Below are 17,174 nucleotides of genomic sequence, written 5' to 3'. Positions count from 1 at the left end.
TCCGTCCCTTCCCGGTCCGAGAAAGGCCGTCGTGCCCATGGTGCAGATCAAGAGTCCCGAGCAGATCGCCAGGATGCGTGAGGCCGGGTTGGTCGTCGCCGCCGTCCACGCGGCGACGCGGGTGGCCGCGGTGCCCGGGGCCAGCACGAAGGATCTGGACGAGGTCGCGCGCAAGGTGCTCGCGGAGCACGGGGCGAAGTCGAACTTCCTGGGGTACGGCGGGTTCCCGGCGACCATCTGCACCTCGGTGAACGAGGTCGTGGTCCACGGCATCCCGTCCGAGGACGTCGTCCTGAAGGACGGCGACATCATCTCCGTCGACTGCGGCGCGATCGTCGACGGCTGGCACGGCGACGCGGCCTACACGGCCTTCGTGGGCTCCGGTCACGCCCCGGAGCTGCTCGAACTCTCCCGGGTGACCGAGGAGTCGATGTGGGCCGGCATCGCGGCCATGAAGCAGGGCAACCGGCTCGTCGACATCTCCCGGGCCGTCGAGACGTACATCCGCCGCCAGCCGAAGCCCGGCGGCGGGCGCTACGGCATCATCGAGGACTACGGCGGCCACGGCATCGGCACCGAGATGCACATGGACCCGCACCTGCTGAACTACGTCGACCGCCGCCGGGGCAAGGGCCCCAAGCTGGTCCCCGGCTTCTGCCTGGCCATCGAGCCGATGGTCTCCCTGGGCACCCCGAAGACCGAGGTCCTCCGGGACGACTGGACCGTCATCACCACGGACGGCACCTGGTCGTCCCACTGGGAGCACTCCGTCGCCCTGACCGAGCAGGGGCCCCTGGTCCTGACGGCTTTGGACGGGGGCCGGGCGAAGCTGGCGGAGCACGGCGTGACGGCGGCCCCGGACCCGCTCGCATGATGATCTCCGGAGTGGGGCAGACTGCCTCGATTCGTGTTTCCGGGTGCGCTGACGTAGACTGACTCGTCGGCTCTCGTGCACCCGCATGTCTGCATGCGCTCGCACTGAGTCGATCAAGGTAGTCGATTCGAAGGGCGAAGCGTGGCCAAGAAGCAAGGTGCCATCGAGATCGAGGGCACTGTCGTCGAGTCTCTGCCGAACGCCATGTTCAAGGTCGAGCTCCAGAACGGCCACCAGGTCCTGGCACACATCAGCGGCAAGATGCGCATGCACTACATCCGCATCCTCCCTGACGACCGGGTCGTGGTGGAGCTGTCTCCGTACGACCTGACGCGTGGCCGGATCGTCTACCGGTACAAGTAGATCTTGCCCGCACCCCGGTCCCGCCGGGGTGGTGGCACTGACCCGGAGAACCTCACCCCATGAAGGTCAAGCCGAGCGTCAAGAAGATCTGCGACAAGTGCAGGGTGATCCGCCGTCACGGCCGGGTCATGGTCATCTGCGAGAACCCGCGCCACAAGCAGCGCCAGGGCTGATCGCAGTACCACTCCCTCTGCACCGCTATCGCAGAGTTTCGCGCGACGCGAGCTGAATTGTTCATACGCAGGGCCCGAGCCGTACGGCGGCTCGACACCCCCGGTCGGAGGCCGGGGACCCAGTCCGTACCTGATACGGCGGCTGGGAACGTGTCCTGTGGAAGACCTCCGAAGATCACCAGGAGCCATTGAATGGCACGCGTTTCCGGTGTCGACATCCCGCGCGAAAAGCGCGTGGAGATCGCCCTCACGTACGTGTTCGGCATCGGCCGGACTCTTTCGCAGCAGACGCTGGCTGCCACGGGTATCGACCCGAACACCCGCGTCCGTGACCTCAGCGAAGAGCAGCTGGTCGCGATCCGCGAGTACGTCGACAACAACATCAAGACCGAGGGTGACCTCCGTCGCGAGATCCAGGCCGACATCCGCCGCAAGGTCGAGATCGGTACCTACCAGGGTCTCCGTCACCGTCGTGGTCTGCCCGTCCGCGGTCAGCGCACCAGCACGAACGCCCGTACCCGCAAGGGCCCGCGTCGCGCCATCGCCGGCAAGAAGAAGCCGGGCAAGAAGTAGTCCGCAGCGGACCACCGTCCACGGTCTTCGCTGTAGGACCGACCACCTCCGTAGGAGTTAGAGATGCCCCCCAAGGGACGTCAGGGCGCTGCCAAGAAGGTGCGCCGCAAGGAAAAGAAGAACGTCGCTCACGGCCACGCGCACATCAAGAGCACGTTCAACAACACGATCGTCTCGATCACGGACCCGTCCGGCAACGTGATCTCCTGGGCCTCCGCCGGCCACGTCGGCTTCAAGGGCTCCCGGAAGTCCACGCCGTTCGCCGCGCAGATGGCCGCCGAGTCGGCCGCCCGCCGCGCCCAGGAGCACGGCATGCGCAAGGTCGACGTGTTCGTCAAGGGCCCGGGCTCCGGTCGTGAGACCGCGATCCGCTCCCTGCAGGCCACGGGCCTCGAGGTCGGCTCCATCCAGGACGTCACCCCGACCCCGCACAACGGCTGCCGCCCGCCGAAGCGTCGTCGCGTCTGACCTCGCCTCGCCAGGGTTGTCCGGGCGGTACGGCCCTCTCGGGCCGTACCGCCCGTACCCTTGCAGTACCCGTGTCGTGCAAGCGGCGCGGTCTGGTCGGGCGTCATATAGCGGGCGCCCACGACTGAAGGATCTGATCCACACATGCTGATCGCTCAGCGTCCCTCGTTGACCGAAGAGGTCGTCGACGAGTTCCGCTCCCGGTTCGTGATCGAGCCGCTGGAGCCGGGCTTCGGCTACACCCTCGGCAACTCTCTCCGCCGTACCCTCCTGTCGTCGATCCCCGGTGCCGCCGTCACCAGCATCCGCATCGACGGCGTCCTGCACGAGTTCACCACCGTGCCGGGCGTCAAGGAGGACGTCACCGACCTGATCCTCAACATCAAGCAGCTGGTCGTCTCCTCGGAGCACGACGAGCCGGTCGTGATGTACCTGCGCAAGCAGGGCCCGGGTCTGGTCACCGCCGCCGACATCGCGCCCCCGGCCGGTGTCGAGGTGCACAACCCCGACCTGGTCCTCGCCACGCTCAACGGCAAGGGCAAGCTGGAGATGGAGCTGACCGTCGAGCGCGGTCGCGGTTACGTCTCCGCCGTGCAGAACAAGCAGGTGGGCCAGGAGATCGGCCGGATCCCGGTCGACTCCATCTACTCGCCGGTGCTCAAGGTCACGTACAAGGTCGAGGCCACCCGTGTCGAGCAGCGCACCGACTTCGACAAGCTGATCGTCGACGTCGAGACCAAGCAGGCGATGCGTCCGCGTGACGCCATGGCCTCCGCCGGCAAGACCCTGGTCGAGCTGTTCGGCCTGGCCCGTGAGCTGAACATCGACGCCGAGGGCATCGACATGGGTCCGTCCCCGACGGACGCCGCGCTCGCCGCCGACCTGGCGCTGCCGATCGAGGAGCTGGAGCTCACCGTTCGGTCGTACAACTGCCTCAAGCGTGAGGGCATCCACTCCGTGGGTGAGCTCGTCGCCCGCTCCGAGGCCGACCTGCTCGACATCCGCAACTTCGGCGCGAAGTCGATCGACGAGGTCAAGGCGAAGCTGGCCGGCATGGGCCTGGCCCTGAAGGACAGCCCGCCCGGATTCGACCCGACCGCTGCGGCCGACGCGTTCGGTGCCGATGACGACGCTGACGCCGGTTTCGTGGAGACCGAGCAGTACTGATCCGGCTGCCGGCCCCTCGGGGCCGGCCGCGCAGTTCCCCGCGCTCCTCGGGGCGCGGGTTTTCCGGCGCCGAGAAGTGACCGGATCTCCGACGGGCGACCGCCCGCTCGGATACTGACCCCGGTACCTGGTACGGCCGGGGCAGACACACAGGAGAAGAACCATGCCGAAGCCCACCAAGGGTGCCCGTCTGGGCGGCAGCGCCGCGCACGAGAAGCTGCTCCTCGCGAACCTCGCGAAGTCGCTCTTCGAGCACGGCAAGATCACGACGACCGAGGCGAAGGCCCGCCGCCTGCGCCCGTACGCCGAGCGTCTGATCACCAAGGCGAAGAAGGGCGACCTTCACAACCGCCGTCAGGTGCTCCAGGTCATCACGGACAAGGGCGTCGTCCACACGCTCTTCACCGAGATCGGCCCGCGCTACGAGAACCGTCCGGGTGGCTACACCCGCATCACCAAGATCGGCAACCGCCGTGGCGACAACGCGCCCATGGCTGTCATCGAGCTGGTCGAGGCGCTGACGGTCGCGCAGCAGGCCACGGGTGAGGCCGAGGCCGCCACCAAGCGTGCGGTCAAGGAGTCCGAGGAGGCCAAGGCCGAGGAGACCAAGGCCGAGGAGACCAAGGCCGAGGAGTCCGAGGCTGCGGAGGCTCCGGCCGAGGAGTCCAAGGACGCGTAAGCGTTCCGCCGGGGACTGTTTCGTCGGCGGGTGCGGCTTCGTGGCCCGTCGCGCAGTTCCCGCGCCCCTCGGGGCGTGGGCGGGCCCGTTCCCTTCCGGGGGGCGGGCCCGCCTGTGTGTTGCTGAGAGGATCTCTGGGTGAGTGACGAAGCAGAGCCCGGGTACGTCCGTGTCCGTCTTGACCTGTCCTACGACGGCAGTGAGTTCTCCGGGTGGGCCAAGCAGGCCGGCGGGCGGCGGACCGTGCAGGGGGAGATCGAGGACGCCCTGCGGACGGTGACGCGGTCGCGGGACACGACGTACGAGCTGACCGTGGCCGGGCGGACCGACGCGGGCGTGCACGCCCGGGGGCAGGTGGCGCATGTCGACCTGCCGCGCGAGGTGTGGGCGGAGCAGGCGGGCAAGCTGCTGAAGCGGCTGGCCGGGCGGCTGCCCAGGGACGTGCGGGTGTGGGCCCTGCGGGAGGCTCCGGCCGGTTTCGACGCCCGGTTCTCGGCCGTCTGGCGCCGGTACGCCTACCGCGTCACCGACAACCCCGGCGGGGTCGACCCGCTGCTGCGGGGCCACGTCCTCTGGCACGACTGGCCGCTGGACGTCGACGCGATGAACGAGGCGGCGCGGGGGCTGCTGGGGGAGCACGACTTCGCCGCCTACTGCAAGAAGCGGGAGGGCGCCACCACCATCCGCACCTTGCAGGAGCTGAGCCTCGTCCGCGGCGGCGACGGGATCATCACCGCGACCGTGCGGGCCGACGCCTTCTGCCACAACATGGTGCGCTCGCTGATCGGGGCGCTGCTGTTCGTGGGCGACGGGCACCGCCCGCCGGACTGGCCGGGGAAGGTGCTCGCGGCGGGCGTACGGGACTCGGCGGTGCATGTCGTACGGCCGCACGGGCTGACGCTGGAGGAGGTCGGCTACCCGGCGGACGACCAGCTGGCGGCGCGCAACAAGGAGGCGCGGAACAAGCGGTCGCTGCCGGGTGCCGCGGGGTGCTGCTAGGGGGTGTTTCGACGGTCCTGTGCGGTGCCCGCGGTGTCCGGTGCGTGCTCTCGGCGTGCCGGACAAAGCCCTCGTACGGGACGTACTTGGGCCTTCGGCCGGTGCGGCGAGAGGGCGTGCCGGGCGCCGCGGGTGCTGTGCGGGACTCTCGCAGCACCCCCTGGTGCCGGCTACTCGTTCGCCGCGGCCGATGCCTGGGCCTCGCCGCGGCGGCGGATCTGGCGGAAGGCGAACTCCGCCAGGTCGTCGCCGATGGCGAAGACGGCCGTGTCCTTGGTGGTCACGTCGTTGCCGTTGGTGAAGCCGGCCAGGGTGAAGTAGGCGTAGCGGCCGTAGGAGTTGGTGGTGGAACGGCAGACGGCGGCGTTGCAGAAGGCCTGGACGCCGCCGCCGGACAGGGACTCCACGATGCTCTTGCTGTCGGCCTGCTGCTTGGCCCTGGCGGCCTGCGCCTCGGTGTCGAAGACGGCCACGCCGACCGTCACGGCCATGCCGTCCTTGGTGTAGGTGACGCGCAGCATCCGGGTGCAGCCGTTGGCGGTGAGCACCCCGGGGAGCGTGCCCGCGGCGGCCGTGGCGCAGCTGCTGGTGTCGGCCGTCGGGCCCTTCCTGTAGACCGTCTCGCCCATGGTCAGCTGGGTGCCGGGGAAGAGGCCGGTGGCGCTGAGCGGGGCGGTGTCCTTGGCCTTGCTGGCGACGAAGTCCTTCGGGTCCAGCGGCGGCGGGGCGCTGGTCGGCGCGAAGGACGGGGCCGGCGGGGCGGACTCGCTCGGGATGCCGGCGGTCGCGGGCAGCTGGGAGGTCGGGTTGTTCGACGCCTGGCTGTTGCCGTTCGCGGAGACGACGGCCACCGCGACGGCGGTGCCCACCGCCACGGTCGCGAGCGCGCCGCCGCCGATGAACAGCAGCCTGCGCCGCTTGTTGCGCGCCTCGGAGGCCTCGGCGAGCGCGGCCCAGTCCGGCGTCTGGTCGGTGCCGCCGCTGTTCCAGGGCTGCTGCGAATGCGGTTTCCAGGGATCCCACTGGGACTGGGGTCCCCCCTGCCCATAGCTCATGAGGCGCAGTTTAGACGGGCCGAGGGTGTGCTGGTCCGTCTCAACGAGCCCTGGAAGCCCTAGCGTTCGCTCATGAGCACGGGCAAATACGGCATCTGTGGGTGGTTGGTACGAAGGGGCGCGGGCGGCCCGAGGGGGCTGCTCGTCGAGATCGCGGCCGGCACGCTGCTCTCGGGGCCGCGGGCGGCGGGACCGTCGTACGACCTTCTGCTGCTGGTCGTGGTGCGGTGCTGCTCCGCGCGGGTGCGCGGGAGGGGGCGGCGGGCGCTCGCGTTCTGTGCGGCGGCCGTGACCATGTGCCGCGGGCGGGCGGGCTCCGGGGGGAGGGGCGGCGGCAGGCCGTGAAATGGGGCGCGCGGCAGGCTGCCCGGGTCGCGGCGCACCCGTTTTGACCGCGTGCACACGCCGCGGGTATCCTGCCTGTTCGTTGTGTATTGGCTTGCTCATTCTCACGGGACGGGCCCTTACACCGGTCCACCGGGCCGATGACCAGCGACCAGCACGCGGTTTGCGTCACCGCTGTGCGGTCAGGGCTGTCGTGATCGTTTCGGTGACCTTGTCTAGGACCATTCACTCGAAGCGAAGGCTACGAACCGTGCGTACGTACAGCCCCAAGCCCGGCGACGTGACGCGCCAGTGGCACGTCATCGACGCTCAGGACGTTGTCCTGGGCCGTCTCGCCACCACTGCCGCCACCCTTCTCCGGGGCAAGCACAAGCCGATCTACGCGCCGCACGTCGACGCTGGTGACTTCGTCATCGTCATCAACGCCGACAAGGTGCACCTGTCCGGCAACAAGCGGACGCAGAAGATGGCGTACCGCCACTCCGGCTACCCGGGTGGTCTGCGCTCCGTCCGCTACGACGAGCTGCTCGACAAGAACCCCGAGAAGGCCATCGAGAAGGCCGTCAAGGGCATGCTCCCCAAGAACACCCTGGGCCGTCAGATGCTCACGAAGCTGAAGGTCTACCGCGGCGAGAACCACCCCCACGCTGCCCAGCAGCCGGTTCCGTTCGAGATCACCCAGGTCGCGCAGTAAGTCCGGCCACCCCCTAAGACCGTAGAGAATCTGAGGAGAATCGTGGCCGAGACCACTGCCGAGCAGCCGCTCGAAGAGCTTGACATCGACAGCTACACCACCGAGTCCGAGGTCCCCGTCGAGGGCGAGTACACCTCGGAGTCCATGGCCTCCCGCTTCGGCGACCCGCAGCCGGCCGCCGGCCTGGGCCGTCGCAAGAACGCCATCGCCCGCGTCCGGATCGTCCCGGGCTCCGGCAAGTGGAAGATCAACGGTCGCACCCTTGAGGACTACTTCCCGAACAAGGTGCACCAGCAGGAGGTCAACGAGCCCTTCAAGGTGCTCGAGCTCGAGGGCCGCTACGACGTCATCGCCCGCATCGCCGGTGGCGGTGTCTCCGGTCAGGCCGGTGCGCTCCGTCTCGGTGTCGCCCGTGCGCTGAACGAGGCGGACGTCGACAACAACCGCGGTCCGCTGAAGAAGGCGGGCTTCCTGCGCCGCGACGACCGTGCGGTCGAGCGCAAGAAGGCCGGTCTGAAGAAGGCCCGCAAGGCTCCGCAGTACAGCAAGCGCTAATCGCGGGCTGTACTCCGAACGCCCCGACGGCACGCCACTGTGCCGCCGGGGCGTTCGTTTATCACAGACACAGGCGTATAACGGCACAAGACGCTCAAAGTCTTGTGTGATCGGATGGGATGGCCAGGCAGCGCATGTCTGGGACACGGGAGCCGCGTGCTCGGGCCGCACCCGCGCAGCTACCCGAATCAACGTTTCTTCAGGAGGACAAGTGGGACGACTCTTCGGCACGGACGGCGTGCGCGGTGTCGCCAACGCGGATCTGACGGCCGAGATGGCGCTCGGCCTGTCCGTCGCGGCGGCCCATGTACTGGCCGAGGCGGGTACCTTCGCCGGCCACCGGCCGACGGCGGTGGTCGGGCGTGACCCGCGCGCGTCCGGGGAGTTCCTGGAGGCCGCGGTGGTCGCCGGTCTCGCCAGCGCGGGCGTGGACGTCCTGCGCGTGGGCGTGCTGCCGACCCCGGCGGTGGCGTATCTCACCGGCGCGCTCGGCGCCGACCTCGGCGTGATGCTCTCCGCCAGCCACAACGCCATGCCGGACAACGGCGTCAAGTTCTTCGCGCGCGGCGGGCACAAGCTGCCGGACGACCTCGAGGACCGGATCGAGTCCGTGTACGAGGAGCACCGGCGCGGTGAGCCCTGGGAGCGGCCGACCGGTGCCGGGGTCGGGCGGGTGCGGGAGTACCAGGAGGGGCTCGACCAGTACGTCGGCCACCTCGTCGACGCGCTGCCGAACCGGCTGGACGGGCTGAAGATCGTCCTCGACGAGGCGCACGGGGCCGCGTCGCGGGTGTCGCCGGAGGCCTTCGCGCGGGCCGGGGCCGAGATCGTCACGATCGGGGCCGAGCCGGACGGGCTGAACATCAACGACGGGTGCGGGTCGACCCACCTGGAGCAGCTGAAGTCCGCCGTGGCCGAGCACGGGGCCGACTTCGGCATCGCGCACGACGGTGACGCGGACCGGTGCCTCGCCGTGGACCACACCGGCGAGGAGGTGGACGGCGACCAGATCCTGGCCGTGCTCGCGCTGGCGATGCGGGAGCGTTCCGCACTGCGCTCCGGCACCGTCGTCGCGACCGTGATGTCGAACCTGGGCTTCAAGCTGGCCATGGAGCGCGAGGGGATCCGGCTGGTCCAGACGGCGGTGGGCGACCGGTACGTGCTGGAGGAGATGAAGGAGCACGGCTACGCCCTCGGTGGCGAGCAGTCCGGGCACGTCATCATCCTCGACCACGCGACGACCGGCGACGGCACGCTCACCGGTCTGCTGCTCGCGGCGCGGGTCGCCGGGTCGGGCCGGTCGCTGCGCGAGCTGGCCGGTGTGATGGAGCGGCTGCCGCAGGTGCTGATCAACGTGCCGGACGTGGACAAGTCCCGAGTGGGGACCTCGGCGGACCTGGCGGCCGCCGTCGCGGAGGCGGAGCGGGAGCTCGGCGCCACCGGGCGGGTGCTGCTGCGGCCCTCCGGGACCGAGCCGCTGGTGCGGGTGATGGTCGAGGCGGCCGACATCGAGCAGGCCCGGTCGGTGGCGGGGCGGCTGGCCGACGCGGTGAAGTCGGCCCTGGGCTGAGCGCCCGGCCGGGGGCGGGCGGTCGACGTCGTGGGCGGGCCGCGGGGTGTCCGCGGCCCCTCGCGCGGTTCGGGCCTGTGGGGTGTCGTGTGGTTCGGGCCTGTGGGGTGTCGTGTGGTTCGGGCCTGTGGGGTGTCGCGGTGGTGGCCTCTGGGGGGTTTCGTGCGGTTGGTCCCTGGGGGCGTCGCGTGGCTGGTCCCTGTGGGGTGTCGCGCGGTCGGCCTGTGAGGGGACGGCGCGGTCGGCCTCCGGGGGCGTGGGTGGTCGGCCTCAGGAGCGCGGCCGGCCGGCGCCTGGGGGCTTCGCCCTACGCGGCGCTCCTGTGCGCCGCTGGTTTCCGTCCCGCTCGCTGTCCGGCCCAGAACCACTTCTGGGCCAGCAGGGTGAGGGTGCCGGCGAGGATGATGCCGAGCAGGTTGAGCAGGAGCTGTTCGGTGGAGCCGACGGTCTGGCCGGTGTCGCCGTAGCTGAGGGCGACCGCCGCGTTGGCGGCGGCCGGGACGGTCGTGACGGAGATGGCCACGCCCACCAGCGCGCCGGACTTGGCGGAGGTCAGCGAGAGCGTGCCGGCGGCGCCCGCCAGGACCGCCACCACGAAGGAGAACCAGTCGGGGGCGTAGACGAACCCGGTCTGCGGCCGGTCGCCCTCCAGCTTCGCCTCCGTGAACAGCCCGACGGCGTCCATGAAGAGGCTGAAGGCCACCGTCACCGCCATCGCCACCGCGAAGCCCACCAGCAGTGCGACCAGGGAGCGCAGCGCGAGCCGGGGCCGGCGCTGCACCACGGCGGTGCAGATGCCGGCCAGCGGGCCGAACTCCGGGCCGACCGCCATCGCGCCCACGATCAGGATCGCGTTGTCCAGGACGACACCGCAGGCCGCGATCATCGTGGCCAGCGTGATGAACGCGAGGTAGGTCACCGACAGGGCCGACTCCTCGTGCGTCGCGTCGGTCAGGTGCTCCCACAGCACCGCGTCGGCGGCCTCGCCGGGAGCGTCCTTCTCGGCCTGCACGGCGCGGTGCGACAGCGACAGGTCGACGTTCTCGACCGCGATCGCCCCGTCGTCCTCCAGGCCCAGCCGCTGCAGCCCGCTGAGCAGTTCGTCACCCGCCTCGCGGGCCACGTCGCAGGTCACCACGTCCCCGGCCGGATCGCGGGCGGCGCCCGCCAGCACGCACAGATGGGTGGTGCCGACGGTTTCCTCGATGACGCGGATCACGGCGTCGGTCTTGTCGGACGGCGTGATCACCCGGAGATGCAGCATGACGCCTTTCTAACAGCCACGCCCCCGCCGTACGGCCCGGACCTAGAGTTTGCGCAGGCTCAGGCGCTGCACCTTGTGGTCGGGGCCCTTGCGGAGGATGAGAGCGGCCCGGCCCCGGGTGGGGGCGACGTTCTCGATGAGGTTGGGGCGGTTGATCGTGCGCCAGGTGGTGCGGGCGTAGTCGAGCGCCTCCTCCTCGGAGACCTGCGTGTACGTGCGGAAGTACGAGGACGGGTTCTGGAAGGCGGTCTCGCGCAGTCTCCGGAAGCGGTTGAGGTACCAGCGCTCGATGTCCTCGGGGCGGGCGTCGACGTACACGCTGAAGTCGAAGTAGTCGGCGAGGCCGACCCGGGTGCGGCCGTCCTTGCCGGGCAGGGCGGGCTGGAGGACGTTCAGGCCCTCGACGATCAGGATGTCGGGGCGGCGCACGACGAGCCGTTCGCCGGGGACGATGTCGTAGATGAGGTGGGAGTAGACGGGGGCGGTGACCTCGTCCTTGCCCGCCTTGATGTCGGCGACGAAGCGGGTCAGGGCGCGGCGGTCGTACGACTCGGGGAAACCTTTCCGCGACATCAGGCCGCGGGCCTCCAGCTCCCGGGTGGGCAGCAGGAAGCCGTCCGTGGTCACCAGTTCCACGCGCGGGTGCTCGGGCCAGCGGGAGAGCAGGGCCTGGAGCAGGCGCGCGACCGTGGACTTGCCCACGGCCACCGAACCGGCGACGCCTATCACGAACGGGGTGCCGGACTGGGAACCCTGTTCGCCCAGGAAGGTGTTGAGGGCGCCTCGCAGGCCGTCGGTGGCGCGCACGTAGAGGTTGAGCAGGCGGGAGAGCGGCAGGTAGATGTCCCGCACCTCGTCGAGGTCGATGACGTCGCCGAGGCCGCGCAGCCTCTCGACCTCCTCCGCCGTCAGCGGCAGGGGGGTCTTCTCGCGCAGGGCGCTCCACTCGGCGCGGGTGAGGTCGACGTAGGGAGTCGCTTCCGGCCGGGGCCGGTGGGCGCTCCGCATCGGGGAGACCGGAGAGATCACAGTCCATTGTTACGGCAGTCTGAACGGACGGTGGGGTGGGATCCGTCACGCGGCCCGCCGCACCCGGCGGCACGTGTCCCGGCGGCCCTGCCGGTACGTTCGTACCCTCGTGGGAATTTCCGATTTTGGGCACGCGTCAGCCTTTTCGGGCAGTCGGCGGACCGTAGGCTGCCGGTCATGTGCGGAATTGTGGGATACGTGGGGTCGCAGTCGGCGCTCGAAGTCGTGATGGCCGGGCTGAAGCGGCTGGAGTACCGGGGTTACGACTCGGCGGGCGTGGCCGTGCTGGCGGACGGCGGGCTGGCGGCGGCGAAGAAGGCCGGGAAGCTGCTCAACCTGGAGAAGGAACTGGTGGAGCGGCCGCTGCCGACCGGTTCGACGGGTATCGGGCACACCCGGTGGGCCACGCACGGCGGTCCCACGGACGCGAACGCGCATCCCCACCTGGACAACGCCGGACGGGTCGCCGTCGTCCACAACGGCATCATCGAGAACTTCGCGTCCCTGCGGGCCGAGCTGGCCGAGCGCGGGCACGACCTGGCCTCCGAGACCGACACCGAGGTGGTCGCCCACCTGCTCGCCGAGGAGTTCTCGTCCTGCGCCGACCTCGCGGAGGCGATGCGGCTGGTGTGCCGGCGGCTGGAGGGGGCGTTCACGCTGGTCGCGGCGCACGCGGACGAGCCGGACCTGGTCGTGGGGGCGCGGCGCAACTCGCCGCTGGTGGTGGGGGTCGGAGAGGGAGAGGCCTTCCTCGCCTCGGACGTCGCCGCGTTCATCGCCCACACGCGGTCGGCGGTCGAGCTGGGCCAGGACCAGGTGGTGGAGCTGCGCCGGGACGGCGTGACGGTGACCGGCTTCGACGGCCGCCCCGCGCAGGTGCGTTCGTACCACGTCGACTGGGACGCGTCGGCCGCGGAGAAGGGCGGGTACGCCTCCTTCATGCTCAAGGAGATCGCCGAGCAGCCCAAGGCGGTCGCCGACACGCTGCTGGGGCGCATCGACGCGTCCGGCTCGCTGACCCTGGACGAGCTGCGGATCCCTCCGGGGGTGCTGCGCGAGGTCGACAAGGTCGTCATCGTCGCGTGCGGTACGGCGTTCCACGCGGGCCTGATCGCGAAGTACGCCATCGAGCACTGGACGCGGATCCCGTGCGAGGTGGAGCTGGCGAGCGAGTTCCGCTACCGGGACCCGATCCTGGACCCGCAGACCCTCGTCGTCGCCATCTCCCAGTCCGGCGAGACCATGGACACCCTGATGGCGCTGCGGCACGCCCGCGAGCAGGGTTCCCGGGTGCTGGCGATCTGCAACACCAACGGCTCGACGATTCCGCGCGAGTCGGACGCGGTGCTGTACACGCACGCCGGGCCGGAGGTGGCGGTGGCGTCCACGAAGGCGTTCCTGACGCAGTTGGTGGCCTGTTATCTCGTCGCGCTCTACCTGGGCCAGGTACGGGGCACGAAATGGGGCGACGAGATCCAGGACGTGATCCGGGACCTGTCGCGGATCTCCGGTGCGGTGGAGCAGGTGCTCCACACCATGGAGCCGGTACGGGAACTGGCCCGCTCGCTCGCCGACCAGGACACGGTGCTGTTCCTGGGGCGGCACGTCGGGTATCCCGTCGCCCTCGAAGGCGCCCTGAAACTCAAGGAATTGGCGTACATGCACGCCGAGGGCTTCGCGGCGGGCGAGCTCAAGCACGGGCCGATCGCGCTCGTCGAGGAGGGCCTGCCGGTGGTGGTCGTGGTGCCCTCGCCGCGCGGGCGGTCCGTGATCCACGACAAGATCGTGTCCAACATCCAGGAGATCCGGGCCCGGGGCGCGCGGACGGTCGTGATCGCGGAGGAGGGGGACGAGGCGGTGGTGCCGTACGCGGACCATCTCGTGCGCATCCCGGTGACCCCGACACTGCTGCAACCGCTGGTGGCCGCGGTGCCGTTGCAGGTGTTCGCGTGCGAGTTGGCCACCGCGCGCGGGAACGAGGTGGACCAGCCGCGGAATCTGGCGAAGTCCGTGACGGTGGAGTGAGGGCCTTTTTCCCCGGATCGGCGCGGTGATGCCGGCACGGTGATGCCGCCGGTGATGCCTGGGGAAACGCGGAAGCCGGGCGACCGCCGAACGCCGGGCGACCGTGCGTCGACCGCCGAATTCGGTTGCGTGTTCACCCGATTGCGGGGAACTCGCCGAAGTGGAGGTTGATAGATATGGTTCCCCTTCTTCTCGTTCTGCTGCTGGCGCTCGTCCTTTTCGGCGCCGGTTTCGCGCTGAAGGCGCTGTGGTGGATCGCCGTCATCGTGATCGTGCTGTGGCTGCTGGGCTTCGTGGTCCGGCCGGCCGGCACAGGCGGCCGGCGCGGCCGCTGGTACCGCTGGTAGGGCAGGCGCTGAACCCGAAGGGCCCGGTCACCGACCGGGCCCTTCGGGCGTCCACCGCCGGGGCGATGTGATCCCCTTGGGGGCACAGTGCGCCGAACGCGTGAAACCGGGCGTCACTTCCCGCCCGGCGGGCACCCGCGTCGCACCGGGCGCCGGTGCGCAAGGGAACCAGCGCCTCCATCCCGGCGCCCGGCCTCGCACCCCAGGGCCGGTCGTTCGGATCATGCAGGCCGGGCGACAGGCCCTAGAGTGCTCGGCATGAGCATCATCGGGGTCGGTATCGACGTGGCCGAGATCGACCGGTTCCGGGCGTCGCTGGAGCGCACGCCCGCGCTGGCGGACCGGCTCTTCCTGCGCAGCGAGTTGCTGCTGCCGAGCGGGGAGCGCCGGGGCATCGCCTCGCTGGCGGCCCGGTTCGCCGCGAAGGAGGCGGTCGCCAAGGCGCTCGGCGCTCCGGCCGGTCTGCACTGGACCGACGCCGAGGTCTGGGTCGAGGACAGCGGGCGGCCACGGCTGCGGGTGACGGGCACGGTGGCCGCGCGGGCGGCCGAGTTGGGCGTGCGGTCGTGGCATGTGTCGCTGAGCCATGACGCGGGCGTGGCGTCGGCCGTGGTCATCGCGGAAGGCTGACCCGGTTGCGCAGGGGGATGCCGTAGGGCGGTGCGCCGGTGACGTTCAGGCGCTGGACCGGCACCGGACCGCCTTCGCTCGCCCCCGACGAGCGGAGGACCCACCCCCATCGGACGCGGAGCCGCACTCCTCGCACTCCCCGCCCGCCGCAAGCCCGCCGCGGCCACCGCCGCCCCCGCCCTGCTCACCACCGCCCGGTGCGCGCGTCTCGCTGCCGAGCCGCACGGCGCTCGACGGGGACCGCGCGTCAACGGGTGCGACGGGACCGGTGGACGCCCGGCGGTGCCGGTGGGTGTCGGTGGCGTGCGGGACACTCGGGCGTATGCGTACTGCGTACAACGTCGAGACGGTCCGGGCGGCTGAGCGGGAGCTGATGGCGCGGCTCCCGGAGGGGACGCTGATGCAGCGGGCGGCGGCGGGACTCGCCACCGCCTGCGCCCAGTTGCTGGGGCGGGTGTACGGCAGCCGGGTCGTGCTGCTGGTCGGGAGCGGGGACAACGGGGGCGACGCGCTGTATGCCGGGGCGCGGCTGGCCCGGCGGGGGGCCGGGGTGACGGCCGTCCCGCTGTCGCCGGAGCGGGCGCACGAGGGCGGGCTCGGCGCGCTGCGCCGGGCGGGGGGCCGGGTCGTGGGCGTGGCCGGGGCCCGGGAGCTGATCGAGCGGGCCGATCTGGTCGTCGACGGGATCGTGGGGATCGGCGGGAAGGGCGGTCTGCGGGCCGAGGCCGTGCCGTTGGCGGAGGCCGCCGGCCGGGCGCGGGCCGCCGTGGTCGCCGTGGACCTGCCGAGCGGGGTCGACGCGGACACCGGCGAGGTGCGGGGGGCCGCCGTCCGGGCGGACCTCACCGTGACGTTCGGGACGCACAAGCCGGGGCTGCTCGTCGATCCCGCGCGGGAGTACGCCGGGTCGGTGCGGCTGGTCGACATCGGGTTGCGGCCGCCGGACGGCGACGCCGAGGTGGAGGCGCTGCAGCACGCGGACGTGGCCGCGCTGCTGCCGGTGCCGGCCGCCGAGAGCGACAAGTACCGGCGCGGGGTCGTCGGCGTCGCGGCCGGGTCGGCCCGGTATCCGGGGGCCGCCGTGCTCGCGGTCGCGGGAGCGTTGCGGGGCGGGGCGGGGGCCGTGCGGTACGTGGGACCGGCCGGGGACGCGGTGATCGCCCGGTTCCCCGAGACGCTGGTGTCGGACCAGGGGCCCCGCCGGGCGGGACGCGTGCAGGCCTGGGTCGTGGGACCGGGGGCCGGGGACGACGCGGGCACGGTGGCCGAGGTGCTGCGGGCCGACGTGCCGGTGCTGGTGGACGCGGACGGGCTGCGGCTGGCGGAGGCCGGGGTGGTGCGGGGGCGCGGCGCGCCGACGTTGCTGACCCCGCACGCCGGGGAGGCGGCGGCGTTGCTGGGGGTGAGCCGGGAGCAGGTCGAGGGGGGCCGCCTGGCGGCGGTACGGGAGTTGGCGAAGCGGTACGGGGCGACCGTGCTGCTGAAGGGATCCACCACGCTGGTGGCCGACCCGGAGGGCGCGGCGGCCGTGCGGGTGAACCCGACCGGGACGGGCTGGCTGGCCACCGCCGGGAGCGGGGACGTGCTGTCGGGGCTCGCGGGGTCGTTGCTGGCGGCGGGCCTGTCGGCGCGGGACGCGGGGAGCGTGGGGGCGTATCTGCACGGGCTGGCCGGGCGGTTCGCGGCGGACGGGGCGCCGGTGGGGGCGCTCGACGTGGCGGGGGCGATTCCGGGGGCCTGGCGGGGGGTTGCGCGGGGGTGACGGGGGTGCCTGGCGGCCGTTGAGCTGAGGAGCGGGGGACGGCCGGGGAAGGGTGCGTACCGGCGTCCGGGTGCGTACCGGCGTACGGGCGTCCGGGTGCGGGCGAACGCCCGTACGGGCGTACGGGTGTCGGGGCAGGTCGGGAGCGTGGAGGGGCCGGGCGAGCGGGCGGGTGTGCGTGGGGGAAGCGGTGCACGGGGGGCGTGCGGTGCCGGGGCCGGTGGGGTCGGTGTCGAAGGGATGTCCGACCCCTCTGAGACACTGGGCGCGATGAGTACCACTGCACCGCTGCCGAGCACCGCCCCGCTGCGTGCTCGCGCCGAGATCGATCTGGCCGCGCTGCGCGCCAACGTCCGGACCCTGCGCGCCCACGCGCCCGGCGCCGCCCTGATGGCCGTCGTGAAGTCCGAGGCGTACGGCCACGGCGCGCTGCGCTGCGCCCGGGCGGCCGTGGCGGCGGGGGCCGGCTGGCTGGGCACCGCCACGCCCGAGGAGGCCCTGGCGCTGCGGGGGGCCGAGGGGATCCCGGCGGACGTGCGGATCATGTGCTGGCTGTGGACGCCCGGCGGGCCCTGGCGGGCGGGCGTCGAGGCGGGCCTCGA

Annotated in this window: 20 protein-coding genes; 17 read left to right on the top strand and 3 right to left on the bottom strand. The window is 71.6% G+C overall.

Annotated elements, in window-relative coordinates; all coding sequences use genetic code 11:
* Positions 1–37 precede the first annotated feature (37 nt).
* The 8 genes from map to truA all read left to right on the top strand — a co-directional run bounded on the left by map (position 38) and on the right by truA (position 5,296).
* Positions 38–874, top strand: coding sequence for a type I methionyl aminopeptidase (gene map, locus ACFF45_RS02450; protein WP_381341327.1), 837 nt, complete (start codon positions 38–40; stop codon positions 872–874).
* 141 nt (positions 875–1,015) lie between these two features.
* Positions 1,016–1,237 carry a translation initiation factor IF-1 gene (gene infA, locus ACFF45_RS02445; protein ID WP_003948620.1) on the top strand — a complete coding sequence of 74 codons (222 nt, stop codon included), beginning with the start codon at positions 1,016–1,018 and terminating at the stop codon, positions 1,235–1,237.
* A 59-nt stretch (positions 1,238–1,296) separates the two neighbouring features.
* Positions 1,297–1,410, top strand: a complete 114-nt coding sequence (rpmJ, locus tag ACFF45_RS02440; RefSeq protein ID WP_003998809.1) for a 50S ribosomal protein L36 — start codon at positions 1,297–1,299, stop codon at positions 1,408–1,410.
* Positions 1,411–1,602: 192 nt separating this feature from the next.
* On the top strand, positions 1,603–1,983 hold the full coding sequence (gene rpsM / locus ACFF45_RS02435) for a 30S ribosomal protein S13 (protein ID WP_189700564.1): 381 nt from the start codon (positions 1,603–1,605) through the stop codon (positions 1,981–1,983).
* A 63-nt stretch (positions 1,984–2,046) separates the two neighbouring features.
* The gene (gene rpsK / locus ACFF45_RS02430) at positions 2,047–2,451 is read left to right on the top strand and encodes a 30S ribosomal protein S11 (protein ID WP_003956432.1); all 405 of its coding nucleotides are present in this window, start codon (positions 2,047–2,049) and stop codon (positions 2,449–2,451) included.
* 144 nt (positions 2,452–2,595) lie between these two features.
* Complete coding sequence (locus ACFF45_RS02425) at positions 2,596–3,618, top strand: DNA-directed RNA polymerase subunit alpha (RefSeq protein ID WP_003966937.1); 1,023 nt, start codon at positions 2,596–2,598, stop codon at positions 3,616–3,618.
* Between the two features lie 163 nt (positions 3,619–3,781).
* Positions 3,782–4,297, top strand: coding sequence for a 50S ribosomal protein L17 (gene rplQ, locus ACFF45_RS02420; RefSeq protein ID WP_381341228.1), 516 nt, complete (start codon positions 3,782–3,784; stop codon positions 4,295–4,297).
* 138 nt (positions 4,298–4,435) lie between these two features.
* Positions 4,436–5,296 carry a tRNA pseudouridine(38-40) synthase TruA gene (gene truA / locus ACFF45_RS02415; protein ID WP_381341225.1) on the top strand — a complete coding sequence of 287 codons (861 nt, stop codon included), beginning with the start codon at positions 4,436–4,438 and terminating at the stop codon, positions 5,294–5,296.
* A gap of 170 nt (positions 5,297–5,466) precedes the next feature.
* Here the strand turns inward: truA and ACFF45_RS02410 are convergent, their stop codons facing one another.
* A complete protein-coding gene (locus tag ACFF45_RS02410; RefSeq protein ID WP_381341222.1) occupies positions 5,467–6,351 on the bottom strand; it encodes a hypothetical protein in 885 nt (294 codons plus the stop codon).
* Between the two features lie 72 nt (positions 6,352–6,423).
* Between ACFF45_RS02410 and ACFF45_RS02405 the strand changes: the two genes are divergently transcribed.
* From ACFF45_RS02405 to glmM, 4 genes are all read left to right on the top strand, one after another.
* Positions 6,424–6,696 carry a hypothetical protein gene (locus ACFF45_RS02405; RefSeq protein WP_381341219.1) on the top strand — a complete coding sequence of 91 codons (273 nt, stop codon included), beginning with the start codon at positions 6,424–6,426 and terminating at the stop codon, positions 6,694–6,696.
* Positions 6,697–6,946: 250 nt separating this feature from the next.
* A complete protein-coding gene (rplM, locus tag ACFF45_RS02400; RefSeq protein WP_381341217.1) occupies positions 6,947–7,390 on the top strand; it encodes a 50S ribosomal protein L13 in 444 nt (147 codons plus the stop codon).
* Positions 7,391–7,432: 42 nt separating this feature from the next.
* Positions 7,433–7,945, top strand: a complete 513-nt coding sequence (gene rpsI / locus ACFF45_RS02395; protein WP_381341214.1) for a 30S ribosomal protein S9 — start codon at positions 7,433–7,435, stop codon at positions 7,943–7,945.
* 211 nt (positions 7,946–8,156) lie between these two features.
* Positions 8,157–9,515, top strand: a complete 1,359-nt coding sequence (gene glmM / locus ACFF45_RS02390) for a phosphoglucosamine mutase (RefSeq protein ID WP_381341212.1) — start codon at positions 8,157–8,159, stop codon at positions 9,513–9,515.
* Between the two features lie 307 nt (positions 9,516–9,822).
* Here the strand turns inward: glmM and ACFF45_RS02385 are convergent, their stop codons facing one another.
* Positions 9,823–10,779: a TIGR00271 membrane domain-containing protein gene (locus ACFF45_RS02385; protein WP_381341209.1), complete on the bottom strand. Its 957-nt coding sequence runs from the start codon at positions 10,777–10,779 to the stop codon at positions 9,823–9,825.
* Between the two features lie 42 nt (positions 10,780–10,821).
* Positions 10,822–11,808 (bottom strand): type I pantothenate kinase, encoded by a 987-nt coding sequence (gene coaA, locus ACFF45_RS02380; protein WP_381341206.1) that lies wholly within the window; start codon positions 11,806–11,808, stop codon positions 10,822–10,824.
* Between the two features lie 177 nt (positions 11,809–11,985).
* On the opposite strand from coaA, the gene glmS reads away from it, so the two are divergent.
* The 5 genes from glmS to ACFF45_RS02355 form a co-directional block, all read left to right on the top strand.
* Positions 11,986–13,833, top strand: a complete 1,848-nt coding sequence (gene glmS, locus ACFF45_RS02375) for a glutamine--fructose-6-phosphate transaminase (isomerizing) (RefSeq protein ID WP_381341203.1) — start codon at positions 11,986–11,988, stop codon at positions 13,831–13,833.
* Positions 13,834–14,009: 176 nt separating this feature from the next.
* Positions 14,010–14,180, top strand: a complete 171-nt coding sequence (locus ACFF45_RS02370) for a DUF5670 family protein (RefSeq protein WP_381341200.1) — start codon at positions 14,010–14,012, stop codon at positions 14,178–14,180.
* Between the two features lie 258 nt (positions 14,181–14,438).
* Complete coding sequence (locus tag ACFF45_RS02365) at positions 14,439–14,810, top strand: holo-ACP synthase (protein ID WP_381341197.1); 372 nt, start codon at positions 14,439–14,441, stop codon at positions 14,808–14,810.
* Positions 14,811–15,132: 322 nt separating this feature from the next.
* Entirely contained in the window at positions 15,133–16,572 is a 1,440-nt protein-coding gene (locus ACFF45_RS02360) for an NAD(P)H-hydrate dehydratase (RefSeq protein WP_381341194.1), read from the top strand.
* A gap of 270 nt (positions 16,573–16,842) precedes the next feature.
* Positions 16,843–17,174 (top strand): alanine racemase (locus ACFF45_RS02355; protein WP_381341191.1); only part of this gene is annotated, 332 nt, incomplete at its 3' end.

It is taken from the genome of Streptomyces cinereospinus, assembly GCF_042430725.1.
Lineage (GTDB): Bacteria > Actinomycetota > Actinomycetes > Streptomycetales > Streptomycetaceae > Streptomyces > Streptomyces cinereospinus.
This window is presented reverse-complemented; position numbering and strand designations above follow the sequence as displayed.